Source organism: Pedobacter sp. AC163, assembly GCF_979258665.1.
The window spans coordinates 3830650-3851927 of sequence record NZ_OZ409872.1 but is presented as its reverse complement, the minus strand read 5'-3'; the positions used below and the strand labels follow the sequence as shown (position 1 = coordinate 3851927).

Below are 21278 nucleotides of genomic sequence, written 5' to 3'. Positions count from 1 at the left end.
ATTCCGAACGTTCGGAACAAAAAACTAACTTTGTAAAGTGCAAAAACTATTTGTCTTTTTATTTTTAATATTCTTTCCGGTATATCTTTTTAGCCAACAAAAGGCAACAAAGATCAAAATTGTTTCGTTTGCGAAAATAAGTGGCGATACAAAAAATAAGATCAGCTACTTACGCTTTCCCGTTTTCCAGCAAGATAACGCAACACTAACCTGCGATAGTGCTGTATTTTACAGTGAGCGAAACTATTTCGAGGCCTTTAAAAATGTTCACATTAATCAATTAACAACTGATATCTACTCTGATCAATTGGAATATGATGGAAATAAAAAGCAGGCACACTTAACCGGAAATGTGAGAATGGTCGATCCGACATCGGTTTTAACAACAAATGTTTTGGATTATAATACCTTGAGCAAAATCGGGACCTACACCAGTGGAGGAAAAATAGTAAATCAAGATGTAACGCTTACCAGTAAGAATGGTTACTATTTTAGCACCTCTAGCGATGCTTACTTTCGCTACAATGTAGTTGTAGTTACGCCTCAAGTAACCATCAAATCGGATACATTGCGTTACAATACCCAAACCAAATGGACATATTTTTACGGTCCTACCAACATTAAAGGAAAAGACGATAACCTTTACACAGAAAATGGCGCCTATAATACGGCGACAGAAGATGCCTATTTTGGGAAGAAAAATTTATATACGCAAGGTACAAGATCTTTAAAGGGGGATAGTCTTTATTATTTTGGAAAAATAGGTTATGGCAAAGCGGTTAAAAACATTGTTTTTTCAGATACGAAGGACAAAATGAAAATGTTTGGCGATTTAGGTTATTACTACAAAGCCGATCAACGGACACTCGTAACCCGAAATGCTTATTTAGGTATTGGTACTGAAGATTCGGTTTTGGTGAAAGGAAAAAAACGCCCGGATAGTTTATGGATGGGTGCGGATACCCTGGAAACCCAAATGGTATTACAAAAAACCTTAAAGTTGATTCCAAAAATTTCTATCAAAGCAGATAACGAAGTTGGAGAAGACGATGAAGAAGATGGCGGAACTAAAGAAAAGAAAGAAAACCCAAATCAGCAAACACCAACAAGAGGCGCTGATAAAGTAGTTGGAGAAAAGGTTAAAAACGATAAAAAAGCCAAAAACAAATCGAAGAATGAGGCTAGTCCAAATGATGAAAAGAGTTTATCCGTTAGTAAATCTACAGACAGTTTAAATATAGATTCTTTAAGTAAAATTCCACCTAAAATAAAGGGGGATAGTACAATAAATCTGCTTAAGGCGAAAGCAGATTCTATTGTTAAAAATCAGCCGAAATTAAAGCAGGATAGCTTAACCAAAAAACTTACTGCAAAGGCTGGCGAGATAAAAAATATTAATCCATTAAAAGTGGATAGTTTATTGAAGCCTGCCTTGAAAGTAGTAACCAAAGATGGCTTAAATAAAACCTTAGCCGGTTTAAAAGGTGCCCTAAAAAACGATACCGCAAAATTCAATCCGGCAGATACCGTTCAGGCCAGGATAATTAAGGCTTATCACGGCGTGAAAATTTTCAAAACAAATATTCAGGCTAAAACCGATAGTTTATTTTACACCAGCGCCGACTCTACCCTTCGTTGTTTTCTAAATCCGATTATTTGGTCAGAAGGATCACAGCAAATTGCAGATACGATTTATGTTCAGTTTAAAAACAAGAAGTTAAACAACCTGCAAGCCATTAAGAATGCTTTCTTAGTGAATACACCAAAAGATTCTTTGCGTTTTAACCAAATAAAAGGCAGATTAATGACTGGCTTTTTTAGAAATGGCAAGCTCAAAACCATGTACGTTGATGGTAATGCTGAAAGTATTTACTACACGCAGGATGATAGTACAAAGGTTTACAAAGAAATGAATCAAACTTTGAGCAGTAGGATTAAATTTATTTTCCAGGATAATGAAAATGATATTGAAGACATTGTTTATATTAAAGGTGTAGAAGGTGCGCTAAACCCAGAAAATAAGGTTGCTAAAGATAACGTGTTAAAAGGCTTTTCATGGAAACCTAAAGAAAGACCAAAAGCTAAGAAAGATGCCGTTGGCTCATCGGGCAAAACGAAATCAAAAAGTAAAACACCTCCCGCTAAAACTAATTTGGCAAGCAAGGGTACCGTTCCAGCTCAAAAAAATGTTAACAAGATTCCTGCTAAAAAGGTAACACTACCCAATGGAAAAGTAAACTTTAATTTGAACAAAAATGTGCCTTTGGCTAACCCTTTAGATACAGTTAATTTCGGTATTAAACCTATTTTGCCTAAAGTAGATACATTAAAGAAAGCGATAAAGAAGTTGTAAATTATTGCAACGGCGTTTCACAAGCACTTGGAACGTCCTTGCGAAAACATTCTCCGATTCTTCATCGGTAATGTTTGTGGCAATCTCTAACATAGCGTAACCTTCCAATCGTCATTGTAGTTCTCTTTTTTTGTTGTTATTTACCTCAATAAGATTGCCACGCCCGATGAAAAATCGGGACTCGCAATGACGTTTAGCCGGCTTTCAAAAACTTAATCATTTTTTTTAAAGCAATAGCTCTATGGCTAATCTTGTTTTTTTCAGCCATATCCATTTCAGCAAAAGTAATGGAATAACCATCAGGTTGAAAGATTGGGTCGTAACCAAATCCTTTTGATCCAGTTAAGTGTTGAGTTATCGTACCTTCAATCGTTCCTTCGAAAATATGATTAACTCCATTCAGCATTAAAGAAATAACGGTTTTAAACCTTGCTTTACGATTGTGTTGTCCTTCCAGTTTTTTCAAAACTAGTTGCATATTTTCCAAGCTATCTCTACTCCCACCGTATCTGGCAGAAAAAACGCCAGGCTCATTATTTAAGGCTTCTACCTCTAAACCACTGTCATCAGCAAAGCAATCTAAATTAAAATTCTCTACAACATATTTACTCTTTAAACTGGCATTCCCTTCAAATGTGTTAGCAGTTTCGGGTATATCTACATTACAGCCAATATCATTCAGATTTAAAACCTCATATTCTCCAGCCAATGCCAAGCGGATTTCTTCTGTTTTATGTTGATTATTGGTGGCAAAAACAAGCTTCTTCATGCTGTTAGATGGAAAATAGTAAATAGGTAATGGGATAAACAGATTCTGATATTTAAAATCTATAACTTAATTTTTTGCAAATTTCCCCAAAGTAATTTCTTAGCGGTTAAATCGCTATCCAATTGATGAAGGTTGGGTGCGAAGATGATTTTTGTACTTTCATGCTGAATAATTTCATTCTGCCAAACCAGATTCAGTTTCAGATCAGAAATTTCTACCCCAAACGAAAGCATAATTGCCGGCTTAAAAAACTCATGGAAATCAACATAGTCGGTTCCCATATACTGTGCATAATTCACTACCGCAAAGTCGGGCGTACTCAAATCGACTGCCTTAACAATCTTGCGCAGCAATTCCCTTCCCTCGGGAGTGCTTACATCATTCAGTTTATCATTCACTAAAATCAAAACCGACTTTTTATTTCCGCCCAAAAATTTAAAGGTTTTTGGCAATTTTGGTTCAGCCAAAACACGAGGAATTTCTACTTGAGGGGTGTAGCTCTTAGCAGATTCTTCACTCGTTTCTACTGAAATTGCCTCACTTTTAGGTTGTAAAACTTTTTCTTCAATTAAATCAGTCTCAGATACAATCGGGTTACTAACAGGCTTTTCGTTATCAACAAGTGCGATTTGAACAGACTCATCCTTCACTAAAAAAATATCTTCAGTAAAAAATAAGCGTAAAGCATTCGCATTGTTGGTAAGCTGGTTTTCCATTCGTATTTTTGTAGGATAATAATTTCTGTTAAAATTAGTTAAATATCTTATAATAGCGCCGCTAATTGTTACTTTTATCCCTTAAAATTTATAGAGTGCTCTGCTTAAAAAAGGCTTGTTGCTTATTTATTTTTAGTATTATTTTCGGTTATTCGTTTGCACAAAACGTGGCTGCAATCAATGGTAAATCAATAAGTAGCAAAGAATTTTTATGGGCTTATAAAAAGAGTCATAATGGTATTTCTAGTACGGATTATGCCAGTTTGGAAAACTATTTGAACTTGTATATAAATTTTAAATTGAAAGTTTTGGATGCCAGAGAAATGGGTTTAGATAAGAATTCCATTTATCAGGAAGAGATTAAAACTTACGAAACTGCACTGGTAGCACATAAAAAGGCTGATGCAAGACATAAGGATCAGGATTTTTTGCTCAATGAATATAAAGAAGGCGTTTTGATGTTCAACATCTCCGAAAAAAAGATTTGGAACAAAGCGCAAGACGATGAGCAAGCATTACAGGAATTTTATAATAAAAACCAACAGAATTACAATAAGCCATTGAGTGATGTGAGAGGCCAGGTAATTGCCGACTATCAGCAAAGCCTGGAGGAAAACTGGCTGAAAGGGCTCAGACAAAAACACCAGATCAAGATTAATGAGCAAGAGTTAAGAAAACTCGCAAAACAGTAACTCTATTTTGGTAAAAGATTAGTATTAAATTTGCAAAATATAACACAAAGAATGAAGAAGTTTTTTTTAGTAGCAACAGCATTAATTTGCGCATTGTTAAACAGTTATGCCCAACCAGGGAAACATAACATCGATAAAGTTGCTGCTGTGGTAGGTAATAATATTATTTTACTATCAGATTTGAATCAGGAGTATACGCAGTACCTATACCAGGGAAACCCTCCAAATGAGAGCATAAAGTGTAAAATTTTACAAAACACCTTGACCCAAAAACTGCTGAAACAACAGGCAGAAATCGATTCGGTTATGGTAGAAGATGGCCAGGTAGACGATGAGGTTGATAAGCGGATGCGTTCGATGATGCAACGTGCCGGTGGACAGGAGCGTTTAGAGCAATTCTTAAATAAGTCGGTATTGCAATATAAGGATGAGATGAGACCAACGATTAAAGATGGTTTAATCGCTCAGAAAATGCAAGGTAAAATCACCGAAAATATTAATGTTACACCAATGGAAGTTGAAAAATACTTCAAATCGTTGGGTGATAGCATTCCAGAATTTAACACAGAGGTTGAAGTTGGAGAGATCATTCTGGATCCAAAATTATCAAGAGCTGAAAAGCAAAGATTTAGGGATAAAATTGAAGCGTTACGTTTAAGAATTAAAGGTGGCGATGATTTTGGAGTTCTGGCTAAAACATATTCTGAAGATCCGGGATCATCTGCAGATGGTGGAGATTTAGGTTTCTTTGATAGAAGTATGATGGCAAAGGAATTTACAGCCTGGGCTTTTAAACTTAAAGCAGGAGAAATTTCTCCGGTATTTGAAACTGAATTTGGTTTCCACATCCTTCAGGTAATTGAGCGTCGCGGAGAGCAGGTTCACGCCCGTCACATCCTGGTAAGACCCGCAACAACACCAGAAAGTTTAACCCGTTTAAAACTTCATGCCGATAGTGTTTACAACAAAATCATCGCTAACAAACTATCTTTCGCAGCTGCGGCAAACTTATATTCAGACAATAAAGAATCGAAGTATAATGGCGGTATGATGCTGAACGCAGAAAATGTTCAAGCCAGAACTACTTTTATCCCTATCGATAAATTAGATCCATCCGTATTTTTGGTAATCGATACCATGAAAATTGGCGGCATTTCTAAGCCTGATTTATATACTGCAGCTGATGGCAAACAAGGCTATCGCTTACTTTATTTAAAATCTAAAATTCCGCCTCACAAAGCGAACATGGCACAAGATTTTCCAAAAATTAGAGACGCCGCTCAAAGTGATAAAATAAATCGTACTTTAAGCGAATGGTTTGAAAAACGTCGTGAAAGTACTTACATTAAAATCGACGACGAGTTTAATACCTGCGATGAACTAAAAATTTGGACTAAGACCACTACAGCCGCAAAATAACACGAATGCAGTACAAAAACGAAGTAGAAGCCGTTGACGCACTTCATCACACTTTCAACAAAATTAAAACCGATATTAGTAAGGTTGTTGTTGGACAAGATGATGTCATTAAATCAGTTTTAATCGCCATTTTTAGTAACGGACATTGTTTGTTGGTTGGCGTACCCGGATTGGCTAAAACTTTACTCGTTCAAACTGTTGCCTCGGTTTTAGATCTGGATTTTAATAGAATTCAATTTACCCCCGACTTAATGCCAAGCGATATCATTGGCGCAGAGATATTAGGAGAAGACAGGCACTTTAAATTTATTAAAGGTCCTGTTTTTTCGAATATTATTTTAGCTGATGAGATTAACCGTACTCCGCCAAAAACGCAGGCCGCTTTACTAGAGGCCATGCAGGAAAAATCGGTTACAGCAGCTGGCTTAACCCATACCTTACCAAAGCCGTTCTTTGTGTTGGCTACGCAAAACCCAATTGAACAAGAAGGGACTTATCCCCTACCCGAAGCGCAACTTGATCGTTTCATGTTCAATATTCAATTAAATTATCCGGCATTTGCCGATGAGCTGAATATTGTTAAAAATACTACAAGCAATAAAACCATAGCGCTCGAGAAAATTATTCAAGCTGATGATATTCTGTTTTTCCAAAAGCTGATTCGCGATATTCCAGTAACGGATAATGTTTTGGAATATGCGGTAAAGCTGGCTTCTAAAACCCGACCAAATAGTGAGTTTGCAACAGAAGCGGTAAACAAATATATTAGCTGGGGTGCCGGGCCAAGAGCATCACAATTTTTGGTTTTAGGTGCAAAATGCCATGCGGCTATTTCAGGAAAATATGCTCCAGACATTGAAGATGTTCAAGCGGTAGCAGAACCTATTTTACGCCACCGTATTGTTAGAAATTACCGTGCTGAAGCAGAAGGATTATCAATAGAAAAGATCATAAAAGATCTGTTATAGAAGTTCAATCCAATTTAGAAGAGGTTGTCTTATAAATCAATTTATCTTTGAATCTTGTCACGTTGAGCTTTTCTAAACTCCCCAAAAGGCATATTTCGCAAGTCCTTCGACAGGCTCAGGATGACATTTCTTATTTGTCATAAAGCCTCTTTTGTAACACCTATGTAATCGGCTTTCTGAAATAAGATAGAAGAGCAGGTTGTATCATTTTAATCAATGATCGAATACGCCTGTTGCCATTTTAAATGTGAAAGATAGATTGGAAAAGCAATCAAATAATTTAACCTACAGCAGATGGTTACTTTATAATTTAGGATAATTGTTCTTATCTTTATGCCAATTAAAAAGCAAAATTTTTCAAATCAAAAATATTTAACATGTCAGCTCACGATTCACACGCACCAGTTCATCAAACAAAAGGCATTTGGGCATTGCCATTAACAGCTTGGATTATTGTTTTAATCCTTCTTGTAGCCTTTACCAGACCAATTTTCGTTGACGCACCAGAAGGATCTGGTCACCATGAAACAGAGAAACCGCATTCAAAAGCAGAAGAGGCTGAATCATCACATCACTAGGATTAAGGTGAAGGTCAAAAATTAAAAGTTTATACCGACTAGTTCAGATAGCGATAGAAAAAAGCGTCCCGAGGTTAAAATCGAGACGCTTTTTTTGTAGTTCAAATTTATTTCAGCTGCCCCATTAAGTTCGGGAAATCGGTAATTACACCATCAACGCCCAGACTCATAAAATATTTAATTTCCTTTAAACTATTCACCGTCCACGGAATAATTTTGATGCCCATGGCATGGCAGCGATCTACCAATCCTTTACCTACTAAAACCGAATATGGACTGTAAATGGTAGGCTTGAAACCTAATTTTTCAATATAATCTTCGAAGGGTTCTTTTTCATCAATCAAAAGCGAAGTTTGTATTTTAGGATATTTCTCATGCAAATACTGGAGCGTTCGCATATCAAAAGATTGAATAATTACCCGTTTCGAAATCTTTTTTGCGTTGACCACTTCCATAATCAATTCTACAAACTCAGCAGGCTCAGGATGAAAATCGTTATCTCCATTTTTAATTGTTTTCGTTTCAATACTATAAACAGGCTTTTTTAACCTTTTTTCTTTCACATAAGTTTCTACCGCGTCAATCGTCTCACGAAGCAAAGGCTTATAGGCTTTAAACTTCACCTGACCGGGAAAACGAGCATGAACTTTACTTCCAACATCAAACGTCTTCACCTCCTCGTAATCCATTTTGTAAATGTTGTATTTCTTTTGGTCTTTCAAAGAAATCGGTTTACCATTCGGCATTAAAGAAATTTCATTGTTAAAATAGGGCTCTTGAGATAGCACAACTTTTTTATCTTTCGAAATAACGGCATCCATCTCGATGGTCGTTACCCCTAAATCGAGGGCTTTAAGCATACCTTCAACTGTATTTTCGGGCATTATTCCACGTGCCCCAGCTTTACCCTGTAAATCAAATTTTTGCTTTTGAGCCGAAACCTGTAAAAATGTAAGCGAGAGCAGAAGTATGATCTGTAATCTTTTATTCATGAACTTAAAACGTAAAATGATTTGTTATTATATTTTCTGGAGCGCATAAACAGTACTATTTTTAATGTTGTTCCCGCTTTTCGCTTTACTCTCCCTAGAAAACCGCGATTCGTGCCCGCGTCAATCGGGGCTAAAAGGAAACGAAAGTGCAAAGAACAGCTCTATAGCACATAAAAAAAGGGCTATCTTTTTAGGAGAGCCCTTGTAATTCACGTTGTAAATTTATCTTTCTGCAGGTACAAAAGCCTGAACAATTAAGTTCCAACTGGCATCTGCAGCTTTTTCATAAACAAAAACGTAGTTAAAACTTTCGCGTAAATCGGCTTTATAATCTATTGTGGCCACGCCATAAGTATAAGCCAAATCACTTCCAATTGCCTTATCAACACCAGTTGTTTTTAAGTTAATTTTACTAATCATTCCGTTATAAAAAGAAATGATTTTGCCTTTTCCGTTAATGGCTTCGTTACCTGGAAATAACAGACGGGCATCTTCTGTTAAAAAGCCACCAAAAGCGGCAATACCATGTGTTTTCAAAAGCGTGTTCAAAGTTTTTTCAGTTGTAGAAATGATATCCTTTCCAGCCTTTAATTGTTTCTCATTCAAGAATTTTGGGGCAACATGGTCTTTTGGTTCAATAAATTTCGGAGCAGATTTATCTAAAGGTTTATTGCTCGATGTGCCTAAATCAATGGCTAATTTCCACTTGCCATTCTCCGATTTCCAAATGGATAGATACTGACCATATTTTTTCTCCGAACCACTCACCGCGTAAGGGCCGGTAGTGAAACCTAAATCGCCACTACGGGAAACCTTTGCTAAATTTGGTTCCCAGGTAACGGTATTTTCATCTGTTTTCTTTGCATTGTAAAACGTTCTAACATTTACCGGATTCGGCCTGAAAACCAACGCACTTGCTAGTGAATACTCCAGATAAGCATCTTTATCTCCATTTTTTGCAATAGATTTTGCGAAATCTTTTTCTGCACTTACCAATGACTTCGTGGTTCCATCATTTTTTTGTGCCCATGCACCAATTGCCAAAAGTGATAATATTGCAGTTGAAAATAATTGTTTCATTATAAATTTTAGATATATGTTTGGCGAATATAGAATTTTTTAGATACCGTCTTTTCAAAAGTAATTAACAATTACACATTTTATTTTTCACGATAAATCGTTTCCAGAACAGTCTGCCCGGTTGCTTTAAGGGTATTTTTGTCAATATTTGCGAGGTTATCCAGTTGGGTATGCCAATTGATATAGAAACCACTGTTATCGTTATAGTGAATAATATCAATGGATGGCACTCCAGCTTTGTTCATCCAGAAATGATCATCAACAATTTTCCCGCTCGGAATGCGGGCAAAGTACGATGAATAACCAATTTCGTTACCAATATCCCAAACCCTGTTCACTACGTCAGGCGCTGCCTGCCTCGAAATTTCATCTTGCGTAAACTGGGCATTCCCACCACCAACCATGTCGAGATTAATCCCGTAACCAGCTTTATAGCCTGCAGCAATCGCATTTTTTGCCCAAAATTGTGAGCCTAAACACCAGGTTACCTCGTCGGGCGTTTCATCATTTGCTTTACCATAGTCTTCCAAATCCCACAATACAAAATCAATACCTACGTTTGGCGATTTTTTCTGAATTTGCCTTGCAATTTCAAGGATCACACCAACACCACTGCCCCCATCATTTGCCGCATCGAAAGGCTTATTGTGGTTTGCAGGATTCGAATCCTGATCAGAAAACGGACGGGCATCCCAATGGGCCGTAATTAAAACCCTTGTTTTATTTTCAGGATTAAAACTGGCCAAAATGTTTTTCAGTTGGAAGGTCTTGCCATCGTAAGTTTGCGTTTTCTCTCCTTGAATTTTGACCTCAGCACCAAATGACTTCAATTTATTAACCAAATATTCTGCACATTTTTGGTGCGCCAAAGTACCAGGAATTCTTGGTCCAAAATCAACCTGTGCTTTCACATAAGCATAAGCACTATCTGCATTAAATTCTGGCGAAACTAAAGTTATAGCTGCATTTGTCTCGGTATCGCTAGCCTTATCTGATTTATTTTTACAGGCCTGAAAGCTCAGTAAAGCAATTAGAGGCCAAAATAAAAGTTTTTTATTCATTGTTAATGTTAAATTATGAAGGAGATTGCCACGAATATTACCGATGAAAAATTGGAGAATATTCTCGCAAGGACGGAAGAGCGGGGTATCAAAAAAATCAAGTCCATCAATAAGTTCGTCATTGCGAGTCCGGATTTTTCATCTGGACGTGGCAATCTCATTGATGCTTCTAATTATTAAACCACAGGATCCTCACTAAACCTAAACCTTACTCCAGGTCGTTCCTTCTTTGCTATCCTTTAGTTGAATCCCCAACTCCTGTAATCTAATTCTAATTTTATCTGAGGTAGCATAATCTTTATTGGCTTTCGCTTCAGTACGAAGATCGATCACCATTTCCAAAACACCATTTAAATCGTTGCTGCCAGCATCTTCGTCTTTCAAACCTAAAATATCGAAAACAAAATCGTTCACTAATGCTTTCAGCTGCTCAAGAGATTCAGCTGAAATCTTCGCCTTTCCATCGTAAACTGTATTAATAATTCTTACCGCCTCAAACAGCTCTGCAATTAAAATCGGACTATTAAAATCATCATTCATTGCGGCAATGCACTTCTCTTTAAGGGCAACAATATCGAAATCATTTTGATCAGAAACGGCTAATTTGTCCAGCAAACTCACTGCAGCCATCAACCTGCGGAAACCTTTTTCAGAAGCATCAAGCGCATCATTAGAAAAATCTAAAGTACTGCGATAATGTGCCTGAAGCATGAAAAACTTAACCGTCATCGGGCTATAACCTTTTCGCAAAAGCGGATGGGCACCGGTAAATAATTCCAGCGGCAGAAAACCATTGCCAGCCGATTTAGACATTCGCGTTCCATTTACGGTAAGCATATTGGTGTGCATCCAATAACGGGCAGGTTGTTTGTGACTGCAAGCTTCAGATTGTGCAATTTCATTGGTGTGGTGCGTAGCGGCTAAATCCATCCCTCCACCGTGAATATCAAATTCATCGCCCAGGTATTTTGCGCTCATGGCAGAACATTCGATATGCCAACCCGGAAAACCTAATCCCCAGGGCGATTGCCACTGCATTAAAGTTTCAGGCTTCGCTTTAATCCATAAGGCAAAATCCAAACGCCCACGTTTCTCATCTTGTCCGCCTAACTCTCGGGTATTATTCAACATATCCTCTAAATTGCGATTGGTGAGGATAGTATAATTATATTCTTTACTGTATTTTTCTACATCAAAATAAACATTTCCGCCCACCTCATAACCATAGCCATTGGCAATAATTACTTTTATCATCTCAATTTGTTCGATAATGTGGCCAGTGGCTGTTGGTTCGATGCTCGGTGGCAAGGTATTAAACATCCGTAACACATCATGAAAACCCAGAGTGTACTTTTGTACAATTTCCATAGGCTCTAACTGTTCCAGCTTCGCACGTTTTGCAAACTTATCATCACCTTCATCCCTATCTCCCTCCAAGTGTCCTGCATCGGTTATATTACGCACATAACGAACTTTAAAACCTAAATATTTCAGGTATCTGAAAATCAAATCGAAAGAAATAAATGTACGGCAATTGCCCAAATGCACATCGCTATATACGGTAGGTCCGCAAACATACATGCCCACATGAGCAGCGTTTAACGGTTGAAAAAGTTCTTTTTTACGCGAAAGGGTATTGTAAAGCTGTAAGCCAGTATTCATACTGCAAATGTAATATTTACCAGCGTAAAGTTTTAAGAATGCTTCATTGTTTAACTGACCGATGAGATAATTGACAATTCTTAAATCAAAAGAAGCATTTTTTAGAAAGGTACTGTAGTGCTATTCGGGTAATGCAGTCCGCCTTTTCCTGCCCGACCGGCAGGCGGGAGCTAATTCCCCGATGAAAAAAGAATCGGGGGATACCGCTTCAATGCGGTTTAGAAACTATGTTTTGAGCCATTACTCATTCTACTAAGTACAACTGCTGTGGCTATATCAATTTTTTTAGTCAATCGTCATTCCCTTGAAGTCAGGAATGACGATCGTTCTAATGATTAATTCTTCAACTTATCTTTAAATATTTTCTCCAGTTTTTGCATTTTTGGCAAAATTACCGCTCTGCAATATGGCTCACTGCCATTTTTCAGGTAATAGTTTTGATGATAATTTTCGGCTACATAAAAAGGTTTCGCAGCCTCGATAGCAGTGACCACAGGTTTGCCAAAAGCGTTTTTCTTGTTCAATTCTGCTTTATACTTAGAAGCTAAATCTTTTTGTTCAGCGTTATGATAAAAAACTACCGATCGATACTGTGTACCCGAATCTGCACCCTGGCGGTTTAGTGTAGTGGGATCATGGCTTTTCCAAAAAACTTCCAACAACTCATCGTAAGTAATCACCATTGGGTTATAAGTAATCTCTAAAACCTCTGCGTGTCCTGTTGCACCTGTACAAACTTCTTCATAAGTTGGGTTTGCTAAGCGCCCTCCTTCATATCCAGATTTTACAGCGGTAACACCTTTAAGCCTTTGAAATATGGCCTCTGTACACCAAAAACAACCCATTCCAAATGTGGCCTTCTCAGTTTTTTTCCCCTGCGCCTGAACTTGGTTCAATGCCAGGATTGATAATAAAATTAAAATTATTTTTTTCATTTTGTGTGTTAGTTATTGAAGCAGCTTTCATTTGCATTCGTTAATAATATTACGAAAATAAAGTGCAACTAGTTTGTGTGGACACAATAATGGATTTTGAATGACAATCGCAACAAATTGTTAACTCATCTGTTAATGTTAATAACTTAAATTACTGGTAATTAAATTTTTATAGCTACAATTTTAGCCACGATCGCACTTATTAACAATTCTTTTTTAAATTCGTATCACATTAAAAATAAATTTATGTCTACACCGTATATTCCTTGTTTGGATTTAGGTTCTTATATCAACGGAACTGAAGAAGAACGTAAAAAATTCTCTGATGAGTTGGGCAGAGCCTTCAACGATTCGGGGTTTGTAACCATCACCAATCATGGTTTAAGTCAGGAATTGATTGATAAGCTTTATGACAATATTAAAGCTGCATTTTCACTTCCTGTAGAAACCAAAAGGAAATACGAGAAGCCAGAATTGGCCGGACAACGCGGTTACACCAGTGCCGGTAAAGAAACAGCAAAGGGTGCTAAAACACCAGATTTGAAAGAGTTTTGGCAAATTGGACAGGAAGTTACCGATGGCGACCCAGTGAAAGAGGAATATCCGGACAACGAAGTGTTAGAAGAGCTTCCAGAATTTAACAAAGTAACTGGCGATATCTACAAAAAACTCCAGGAAAATGGCACACACTTATTACGTGCCATTGCTACTTACCTGGAATTGCCAGTTGATTATTTTGACAAACATGTGCATAACGGAAATTCGATTTTAAGAGGCATTCACTACTTTCCTATTGAAAACCCGGAATTAATTCCTGATGATGCCGTTCGTGCCGGCGCACATGAAGACATCAATTTAATCACCCTTTTAATTGGAGCCAGCGCAGACGGCTTGGAGGTTTTAACCCGCAGCAATGAATGGTTGCCAATTAAAGCACACCACACCGATATCGTTGTAAATGTAGGCGACATGCTGCAACGTTTAACCAATAACAAATTAAAATCAACCACACATAGAGTGGTAAATCCACCTCGCGAATTGATGAAAACTTCTCGTTTCTCAGTTCCATTTTTCTTACATCCACGCAGTGATATGGATTTGACAAGTCTGCCTTCAACGATTGATGCCGAACATCCGAAGGCTTATAGCGACATGACAGCTGGCGAATATCTTGATGAAAGACTTAGAGAAATTGGGCTGAAGAAATAAAGCCTCACCTAAATCCTCCCCCAAGGGAAGGACCGCGACAGGCTCAAATTTGAATAAAAGCACCGATTAATTCGGTGCTTTTTTTGTTACTTTAAAATTATGTATTCAATCAATTTAGAAATTTTTAAGGAAATACAAGGAATTGGTTCTGCTTCGGGCATTATTTCTAAGCTGGATTTGCTTTACATTATTGGTGATAACAGCGGTTACCTGAATGAGTTCAATATCAAAAGTGAAAAACTACGAAAAATTCAAATCTTACCTGGTAGTGAACTAAAAGGCTTAGAAAACATTCCTAAACCACAAAAGCCAGATTTCGAAGTGCTTTGTCAAAATGCCAATCAGTTTTATATTTTAGGATCAGGGTCTACCTCAAAAAGAAATTTGATGGTAGAATTTGACACTAAATCACAACGAATCCTAACAAAAGACTTGACAAGTATCTATCAAAAAATGAAGGTCATTGCAAAAATTAACGATGAAAATTTCAACATCGAAGGAGCAATTTTTAACGGTCGGTTCTGGTTGCTTTTTAACAGGGGAAATGGCAACGATGGCAAAAACGGAATATTCCGCATCCTTGAAAAAGATTTAGCAAAGGCTGAAAAAATAGCTTTTACCAGTTTGAAGCTCGCTAACATTAACCATGTAGAATCTTCGTTTACCGACGCAGTACTTGTTAATAACGATGTCTATTTCATCTCTACGGCCGAAGATACCAAATCAACTTATACCGATGGAGATATCCTGGGCAGTTTTATCGGCAGTATAAATCCAGAAAGTTTGAAACTCAACTTTTCCTACAGGATCCCTGGCTTACATAAGTTTGAAGGGATTTCATTATTCAGGAAAACGGCAAGTACACTTGAATTTTTACTCTGTGAAGATAGAGATACGGATGAACTGAAAACCACCGTTTATAAATTGCGATTATCCGTATAATTGATAAATTTTTATGGCTAATCAGTTATTTCTAAGAGATTATCAAAATCTCTTCAACCTTTTTGATAATATTTATCCACTAAAGGATGAAATAAAATCGGCCATCATTGCCAACAGTGAGGTTATTGAAGTTGCAAAAAAAACAAAACTTTTAAGTGTTGACGAGCGCAGCAACACCATTTACTTTATTGTAAAAGGAGCCGCTAGAATATTCTATCTCGATAAAGAAGGTAAAGAAACAAATACCTGGTTTTTATTCGAAAATCAACTTCTCATTTCTGTCTACAGCTTTTATACAGGCAATCCGAGTTTTGAATACATTGAAACTTTAGAACACTGCAAACTAATTGCTGTAAAAAGAGAAAAACTGGATGAACTATACTTAAACTTTATGGAATTTAACTTTTCAGGCAGAAAGTTAACCGAATTTTACCACATGCGGAACGAGATACAAGCAAACGAACTGCGTATGTTGAGCGCAAAAGAACGGTATCAAAATTTACTGGAAAGAAATCCTCAACTCTTTCAAAGGGTATCTTTAGGACACATTGCTTCATATTTGGGGATCTCTCAAGAAACCTTAAGTAGAATTAGAAAGCAAAAATAATTTTTTGACTTTTGTCAAAAGCCAGCAGACTAACACACCATAGATTTGAGCAATAAATTTTAAATCTATGTTAATCATCATTTTTATCGTATTTGGTTTTTGCTTTTTACTCGAAAGGATTAAACCTGGCTGGAAATTGCCAAACGTTTCCACATGGACCATCAGGGTTTTAGGAGTTAACTTCATTCAGTTAAGTATAGTTGTCTTAGCTGGATTTACCTGGGAAAAATGGCTCTCATCTATCTCCGTTTTTCAACTCTCTCATTTTGTTCCCAATTGGCTCGGCGGTATTATTGCCTATTTTATTGCCACATTTATTTTTTATTGGTGGCATCGCTGGAGGCATACTGTTGATTTTTTATGGCTGGGTTTTCACCAAATTCACCACAGTCCGCAACGCCTAGAAGTGATTACCTCATTCTACAAACATCCCTTAGAAATGACAGTAAATTCGATTATTGGAAGTCTTTTGGTTTACACATTATTAGGGCTCAATCCTGAAGCCGGAGCCATCTATACTTTATGCACAGCACTTGGAGAATTTTTTTATCATACAAACGTGAAAACACCACAATGGATTGGGTACATTTTTCAGCGACCAGAAATGCACCGAATTCATCATCAATATGAAAAACATAGCAATAATTATGGCGACATTGTATGGTGGGATATGCTATTTGGCACCTATGAAAATCCAAAGGAATTTAAAAGCACCTGCGGATTTGATGATGAAAAGGAGCAAAGACTATTGGAGATGATCAAATTTAAAGATGTGCATGAACATTAAGTCATTTTCGATTGTTTTATCGGCTGGTGTCTACACCAGCCGAATTTAAATTCTAGTAGCATAATGCTTATCTTCATCAAAATTTTAATCTATGAAAAAACGCTTCTTGACACTTTTATTTCTGTTATCCGCTACGCAGTTCGCCTTCTCACAAACTCAAGATATTAAAGACCTCTACTGGGACTTTTTGCAAATCAGATTGGAGGTAAGTGAAAAAAGCAAAGCCATTAATTTAGCAGAAGCATTAATTAAAAGATCATCCGAATTAAACCAAAAACAATTGGGTAGTGTAACCTATCACCTGGCAAGGCTTTATGAAGAAACCGATCAAATGAATCTTGCGATTCCATATTATGAAAAAAGTATCAAAATAACGCCTGGATATTACGTGCCTTATCTTGCTTTAGGAAATCATTATTTTAAGGACTGCCAGGCGATGATTAAAAAGATGAATGCCGCAGTTGATTCAAAAAGCGTTGTCATTTATGGCAAATTGGTAGAAGATTATAAAAAACTATCGACAAAAACCGCTGCATATTTAGAAAAATCTTACGCCTGCGACCCGGATGATTCGACTAAAGGTATCATCACTTATCTGTATCAAACATCTAAAAACAATGAAGCGCTTAAAACATTTGATACACGAATAAAGAAACTTTCTGATAATTGCATCACCTTATTGGATGATGAATAATTGAAATATTCGTCAGTGCGGGGTACGAAGCAATCTATTAAGCTTCAATCGCTTTGTACCTTGCAATGACGTGATTCTAAACTTAGCAATAACGAATATTAACCCTATTCTATTTCTTCGATTCGTCAATCGCTTTGTTAATTACATCTTGAATCCGTCCTCTGATTCTTAAGTTCCCAAGCTTATCGCTCACGCTTGGATTAACCCTATTGGAAAGGAAAACATATACCAAACCTCTTGATGGATCTACCCAAACACAAGTGCCTGTGTACCCGGTATGCCCATAAGTTTGCGGTGAAGCCAGATTGGATGGGTAGTGTTTTGTACTATCCGGGTCCCAACGATCGAAACCTAAACCACGGCGGCTCACATTTGATTGTTTTGATGTAAACATATCAACCGTTTCTGGTTTAAAATATTGCGTACCACCATAAGTTCCACGGTTTAGCAACATTTGGTAAATAATGGCCAAATCATTGGCACTGGAGAATAAGCCCGCATGACCAGAAACACCGCCAGCCAAGGCCGCACCCTGATCGTGAACATAACCTACTAAAAGCGTTTTTCTAAAATAGGTATCCTGCTCCGTAGGGATAATTTGATCTCTACCGAAACGATTTCTAGGTAAAAATCCGGCCGTCTGCATCCCCAAAGGTTTGTAGAAGTTTTCGTATGTATATTGGTTTAACGGTTCCTCACTAATATGCTCTACAATATCTTTCATAACGTACATACTAATGTCGCTGTAAACATATTGCCCTCTGGTTTTAATAGGCGAATTGAGCATTTTTGGCCACATGAAATCCTTAAAAAAGTCTTTTTTGATATAATAACCATCGGCAACCTTTGTTGGGAAAGCAGCAGAAGAATCTACGCTGTAATCGCCTGTTTTTACGTAATTGTGGAATGGAATATAGGGAATAAAACCAGCCTGGTGCAGCATCACCTCTCGAACTTGAATGTTGTTCATAGGTGTGGTTCGGGCTTTCGGAATATAGGCGCCGATATTAGTATCCAATTTCAACTTCCCCTCCTCGAACAAACGCATTACCGAAGGTGTGGTGGCTGTAACTTTCGTTACCGAAGCCAAATCGAAAATATCGGTAACCTTATCAGGAAGATTAGTATCATAAGTGTGTGTTCCGTAAGCCTTATTAAAAATCACTTTCCCATCCTTCGCCACCAAAACCACCAAACCTGGGGCTGCCTTTTCTCTAATGGTTTCCTCGGCAATCGCATCAATTTCTTTTAGGTTATTAGAGTTTACACCAGCATCTTCTGGCACAGTATATTTCAACCGGGTTTTGTCAGTTGTAAAGCCAGAGCCTATGGTATATTTTGCAGAATAGGCTTTAGTTAATTTATTTACCGCTGCAATGCCACCAAAAATATATTGCGGAACAATGGCCGCCGCGTCTGCAGTATTTTCTCCCGTCCAAATAATGGGCGACTGGAGTAAATCAAACGATTTTAATGCTGTTCCATTTCCAAAAAGGGAAATGATCACCTTTTTTGTTTTGCTTAAACTGTTAATAAAATTGATGTATTTGGCATTGTTGGTTTGCTGATCATCAATGGCAATCAGCACAACGTTGAAATACTTAAGGTCGTCTTCCAGATCATTCAAGTTTACGCTATCCTTATATTTATCTGCAGAAAACGATGTAATTTTATCATATTTGTTAGCTAAACTATCAAAAACTAAGCTGTAAGAAAACCCCAGACTTACTGAGGCAATGTTTATTTTATCGAGAGATTTTAAGGGTATAACAGCATCTTTATTGTTCAGCAAAATGGTTGAACTGGTAATGTTATTGGCAACAGAAAGCTTTTTTTCGTTTGTAGCATGGTCTTGGGCACAAGCCATTAAACATAAAACATTAAAGAAACTCGCTACGGCCAGAATGACTAATCTATTTCGCTTCATATACTTTTTCTCCGTTCAAATAGGTTTTTAAAACTTTGGTTTTTAATATGTTTTGTGGGGTTGATGTTAAAATATCATGATCAAGAATAACAAAATCGGCAAACTTACCTTTTTCTAAACTGCCTTTTTCCTTTTCTTCAAAATTCGCTTTTGCGGCCCAAATGGTCATTCCACGTAAAGCTTCTTCTGGTGTAAGCGCATTTTCCATTTGAAAACCGCCTTTCGGAAAACCCTTTCCATCTTCTCTTACTGTTGCAGCATAAAACGTTAATAATGGATTAATGTTTTCCACCGGAAAATCAGTTCCCAGGGGTATCCAGCCATTTTGTTTAAGGAGTTGTTTATAGGCATAAGCATCTTTAACCCGCTCTGGCCCCAATCTTTCTCCAGCCCAATACATATCCGAAGTAGCGTGTGTTGGCTGAACGGAAGGAATAATATTCGCTTTTCCAAAAAGAGCGAAATCATTTGAGTTTACCACCTGAGCATGCTCAATTCTCCAGCGTTTATCGTTTTTGCCTTTGAGCACTTTATTATAAATGTTGAGCATTAACCGGTTGGCAGAATCGCCAATGGCATGGGTGCACATTTGAAAATTATGCGCTGCAATTTTTGCAGCTACCTCCTCAAAATGCTTCTGATTGCTCAACAAGAAACCGCTTTTCGCTGGCATATCGTTGTAAGGATGCAATAAACATGCTCCTCTTGATCCCAAAGCGCCATCAGCATAAACTTTAAATGAGCGAACATTTAGTCGATCGGTTTTTATCGCTCCGCGTTTAAACAGGTAATCATAATTTTGTTCAGCATCGGATAACATGACATATAAACGCATTTTCAACTTTCCGTTCTTTTGCATTTTTTCGATAAAATCTACCGCTTGGAAGGGTAAGCCACAATCATCGATCGTTGTTAAGCCAGCGGCAAAACAATTTGTTTGCGCATCGGTTAAAATTTTAGTTGCCAGTTTTTCATCTGGGGAAGGAATTTTGCTATCTACAAGGCCAACCGCATTATCAATTAAAACTCCCGTCAATTTCCCGTTTGCGGTAAGCATATCACCACCCACTAATTTCTGCTCGCCTTTTATCCCAGCTTCATCGAAGGCTTTTTGATTAACCACAGCAGCATGTCCATCTACGCGATTTAACAATACTGGCCGGTTTGGAAACAATTCCGTTAATTTTTCATTGGTGGGGAAAGCTTTATGTTCCCAATCATTTTGATCCCAGCCATTGCCAATTAACCAACCATCCGGATGGGTTTTAGCGAACGCTTTCAATCTCTCCAAAATCTCGTCCCAGGATTTGGTATCCCTTAAATCTGCTGTTTGCAGGCTTTGTCCGTATCCAAAAAAATGTGCATGTGCATCAATAAAACCTGGGTAAACAGATTTTCCATCGGCATCAACTTCTTCTTTAGCCTCGTATTTTGACTGAATATCTTTTGAAGAACCTAAACTTAGAATTTTTCCATCTTTAACGGCAAAAGCTTCAACTTTTTCGAATTGATCATTAACAGTATAAATAGTGGCATTATAAATGATCAGGTCAGCTTGTTCTTTTTTCCCGCAGGAAGAAAAAAACAACGCCAAAGAAAGGACGCAGAGAAATGATTTCATGTTGTTAAAGATAGAAAATTGAAATGAATTGGCTTTGTAAAATGCCGATTACGAAATTGGTTAGCTCTTAAATTCGGCTGGCGATCATTAATATTTTCTTATCAAGATTAAAAGGAGATGCACAATTGATAGGTGATGTTCAAGTCAAAAGACTTAGGACTTCAGACTGTTGACTTTGGACTTTTTCGAACCGTCATTTACATGTTGAGTTTTAAACAAAGCCAAATCCTTAAGCTTATTTTGCATAATTTAGCAAATTCACTTTG

The 21278-nt window shown here is 37.3% G+C and carries 20 protein-coding genes; 11 read left to right on the top strand and 9 right to left on the bottom strand.

Going from position 1 to position 21278, the window contains the following annotated elements:
• Nucleotides 1–37: 37 nt before the first annotated feature.
• Entirely contained in the window at nt 38–2353 is a 2316-nt protein-coding gene (locus ACZZZK_RS16635; protein ID WP_463485110.1) for an OstA-like protein, read from the top strand.
• A 193-nt stretch (nt 2354–2546) separates the two neighbouring features.
• Here ACZZZK_RS16635 and ACZZZK_RS16630 read toward each other — a convergent pair whose 3' ends face one another.
• Entirely contained in the window at nt 2547–3122 is a 576-nt protein-coding gene (locus ACZZZK_RS16630; RefSeq protein ID WP_463485109.1) for a non-canonical purine NTP diphosphatase, read from the bottom strand.
• Nucleotides 3123–3181: 59 nt separating this feature from the next.
• Nucleotides 3182–3838, bottom strand: a complete 657-nt coding sequence (locus tag ACZZZK_RS16625) for a hypothetical protein (protein WP_463485108.1) — start codon at nt 3836–3838, stop codon at nt 3182–3184.
• A 167-nt stretch (nt 3839–4005) separates the two neighbouring features.
• Here ACZZZK_RS16625 and ACZZZK_RS16620 point away from each other — a divergent pair, with 167 nt between their 5' ends.
• The 4 genes from ACZZZK_RS16620 to ACZZZK_RS16605 all read left to right on the top strand — a co-directional run bounded on the left by ACZZZK_RS16620 (nt 4006) and on the right by ACZZZK_RS16605 (nt 7495).
• Complete coding sequence (locus ACZZZK_RS16620; RefSeq protein ID WP_463485107.1) at nt 4006–4530, top strand: hypothetical protein; 525 nt, start codon at nt 4006–4008, stop codon at nt 4528–4530.
• Between the two features lie 51 nt (nt 4531–4581).
• Nucleotides 4582–5949: a peptidylprolyl isomerase gene (locus tag ACZZZK_RS16615; protein WP_463485106.1), complete on the top strand. Its 1368-nt coding sequence runs from the start codon at nt 4582–4584 to the stop codon at nt 5947–5949.
• Between the two features lie 5 nt (nt 5950–5954).
• A complete protein-coding gene (locus ACZZZK_RS16610; protein ID WP_463485105.1) occupies nt 5955–6917 on the top strand; it encodes an AAA family ATPase in 963 nt (320 codons plus the stop codon).
• Between the two features lie 377 nt (nt 6918–7294).
• On the top strand, nt 7295–7495 hold the full coding sequence (locus tag ACZZZK_RS16605) for a hypothetical protein (RefSeq protein ID WP_463485104.1): 201 nt from the start codon (nt 7295–7297) through the stop codon (nt 7493–7495).
• Nucleotides 7496–7602: 107 nt separating this feature from the next.
• On the opposite strand, the gene ACZZZK_RS16600 is transcribed toward ACZZZK_RS16605, so the two are convergent.
• From ACZZZK_RS16600 to ACZZZK_RS16590, 3 genes are all read right to left on the bottom strand, one after another.
• Complete coding sequence (locus tag ACZZZK_RS16600) at nt 7603–8487, bottom strand: glycerophosphodiester phosphodiesterase family protein (protein ID WP_463485103.1); 885 nt, start codon at nt 8485–8487, stop codon at nt 7603–7605.
• Between the two features lie 222 nt (nt 8488–8709).
• Nucleotides 8710–9567 carry a DUF4440 domain-containing protein gene (locus ACZZZK_RS16595; RefSeq protein ID WP_463485102.1) on the bottom strand — a complete coding sequence of 286 codons (858 nt, stop codon included), beginning with the start codon at nt 9565–9567 and terminating at the stop codon, nt 8710–8712.
• An 80-nt stretch (nt 9568–9647) separates the two neighbouring features.
• A complete protein-coding gene (locus ACZZZK_RS16590) occupies nt 9648–10628 on the bottom strand; it encodes a M28 family peptidase (protein ID WP_463485101.1) in 981 nt (326 codons plus the stop codon).
• A gap of 15 nt (nt 10629–10643) precedes the next feature.
• On the opposite strand from ACZZZK_RS16590, the gene ACZZZK_RS16585 reads away from it, so the two are divergent.
• Complete coding sequence (locus tag ACZZZK_RS16585; RefSeq protein WP_463485100.1) at nt 10644–10808, top strand: hypothetical protein; 165 nt, start codon at nt 10644–10646, stop codon at nt 10806–10808.
• A 21-nt stretch (nt 10809–10829) separates the two neighbouring features.
• Here ACZZZK_RS16585 and cysS read toward each other — a convergent pair whose 3' ends face one another.
• Both cysS and msrA read right to left on the bottom strand, forming a co-directional pair.
• A complete protein-coding gene (gene cysS / locus ACZZZK_RS16580) occupies nt 10830–12290 on the bottom strand; it encodes a cysteine--tRNA ligase (RefSeq protein ID WP_463485099.1) in 1461 nt (486 codons plus the stop codon).
• A 335-nt stretch (nt 12291–12625) separates the two neighbouring features.
• Nucleotides 12626–13225 (bottom strand): peptide-methionine (S)-S-oxide reductase MsrA, encoded by a 600-nt coding sequence (gene msrA / locus ACZZZK_RS16575; protein ID WP_265801735.1) that lies wholly within the window; start codon nt 13223–13225, stop codon nt 12626–12628.
• 246 nt (nt 13226–13471) lie between these two features.
• Between msrA and ACZZZK_RS16570 the strand changes: the two genes are divergently transcribed.
• The 5 genes from ACZZZK_RS16570 (at nt 13472) to ACZZZK_RS16550 (ending at nt 17464) form a co-directional block, all read left to right on the top strand.
• Nucleotides 13472–14434, top strand: a complete 963-nt coding sequence (locus ACZZZK_RS16570) for an isopenicillin N synthase family dioxygenase (RefSeq protein WP_463485098.1) — start codon at nt 13472–13474, stop codon at nt 14432–14434.
• A gap of 99 nt (nt 14435–14533) precedes the next feature.
• Entirely contained in the window at nt 14534–15376 is an 843-nt protein-coding gene (locus tag ACZZZK_RS16565; RefSeq protein WP_463485097.1) for a DUF6929 family protein, read from the top strand.
• 13 nt (nt 15377–15389) lie between these two features.
• Nucleotides 15390–15983: a Crp/Fnr family transcriptional regulator gene (locus ACZZZK_RS16560; RefSeq protein WP_463485096.1), complete on the top strand. Its 594-nt coding sequence runs from the start codon at nt 15390–15392 to the stop codon at nt 15981–15983.
• Nucleotides 15984–16050: 67 nt separating this feature from the next.
• Nucleotides 16051–16770, top strand: a complete 720-nt coding sequence (locus ACZZZK_RS16555) for a sterol desaturase family protein (RefSeq protein WP_463485095.1) — start codon at nt 16051–16053, stop codon at nt 16768–16770.
• Nucleotides 16771–16861: 91 nt separating this feature from the next.
• A complete protein-coding gene (locus ACZZZK_RS16550; RefSeq protein WP_463485094.1) occupies nt 16862–17464 on the top strand; it encodes a tetratricopeptide repeat protein in 603 nt (200 codons plus the stop codon).
• A 109-nt stretch (nt 17465–17573) separates the two neighbouring features.
• On the opposite strand, the gene ACZZZK_RS16545 is transcribed toward ACZZZK_RS16550, so the two are convergent.
• Both ACZZZK_RS16545 and ACZZZK_RS16540 read right to left on the bottom strand, forming a co-directional pair.
• Entirely contained in the window at nt 17574–19391 is a 1818-nt protein-coding gene (locus ACZZZK_RS16545) for a serine hydrolase domain-containing protein (RefSeq protein ID WP_463485093.1), read from the bottom strand.
• Nucleotides 19378–21012, bottom strand: coding sequence for an amidohydrolase (locus ACZZZK_RS16540; RefSeq protein WP_463485092.1), 1635 nt, complete (start codon nt 21010–21012; stop codon nt 19378–19380). The genes ACZZZK_RS16545 and ACZZZK_RS16540 overlap by 14 nt, the downstream gene beginning before the upstream one ends.
• Nucleotides 21013–21278 lie beyond the last annotated feature (266 nt).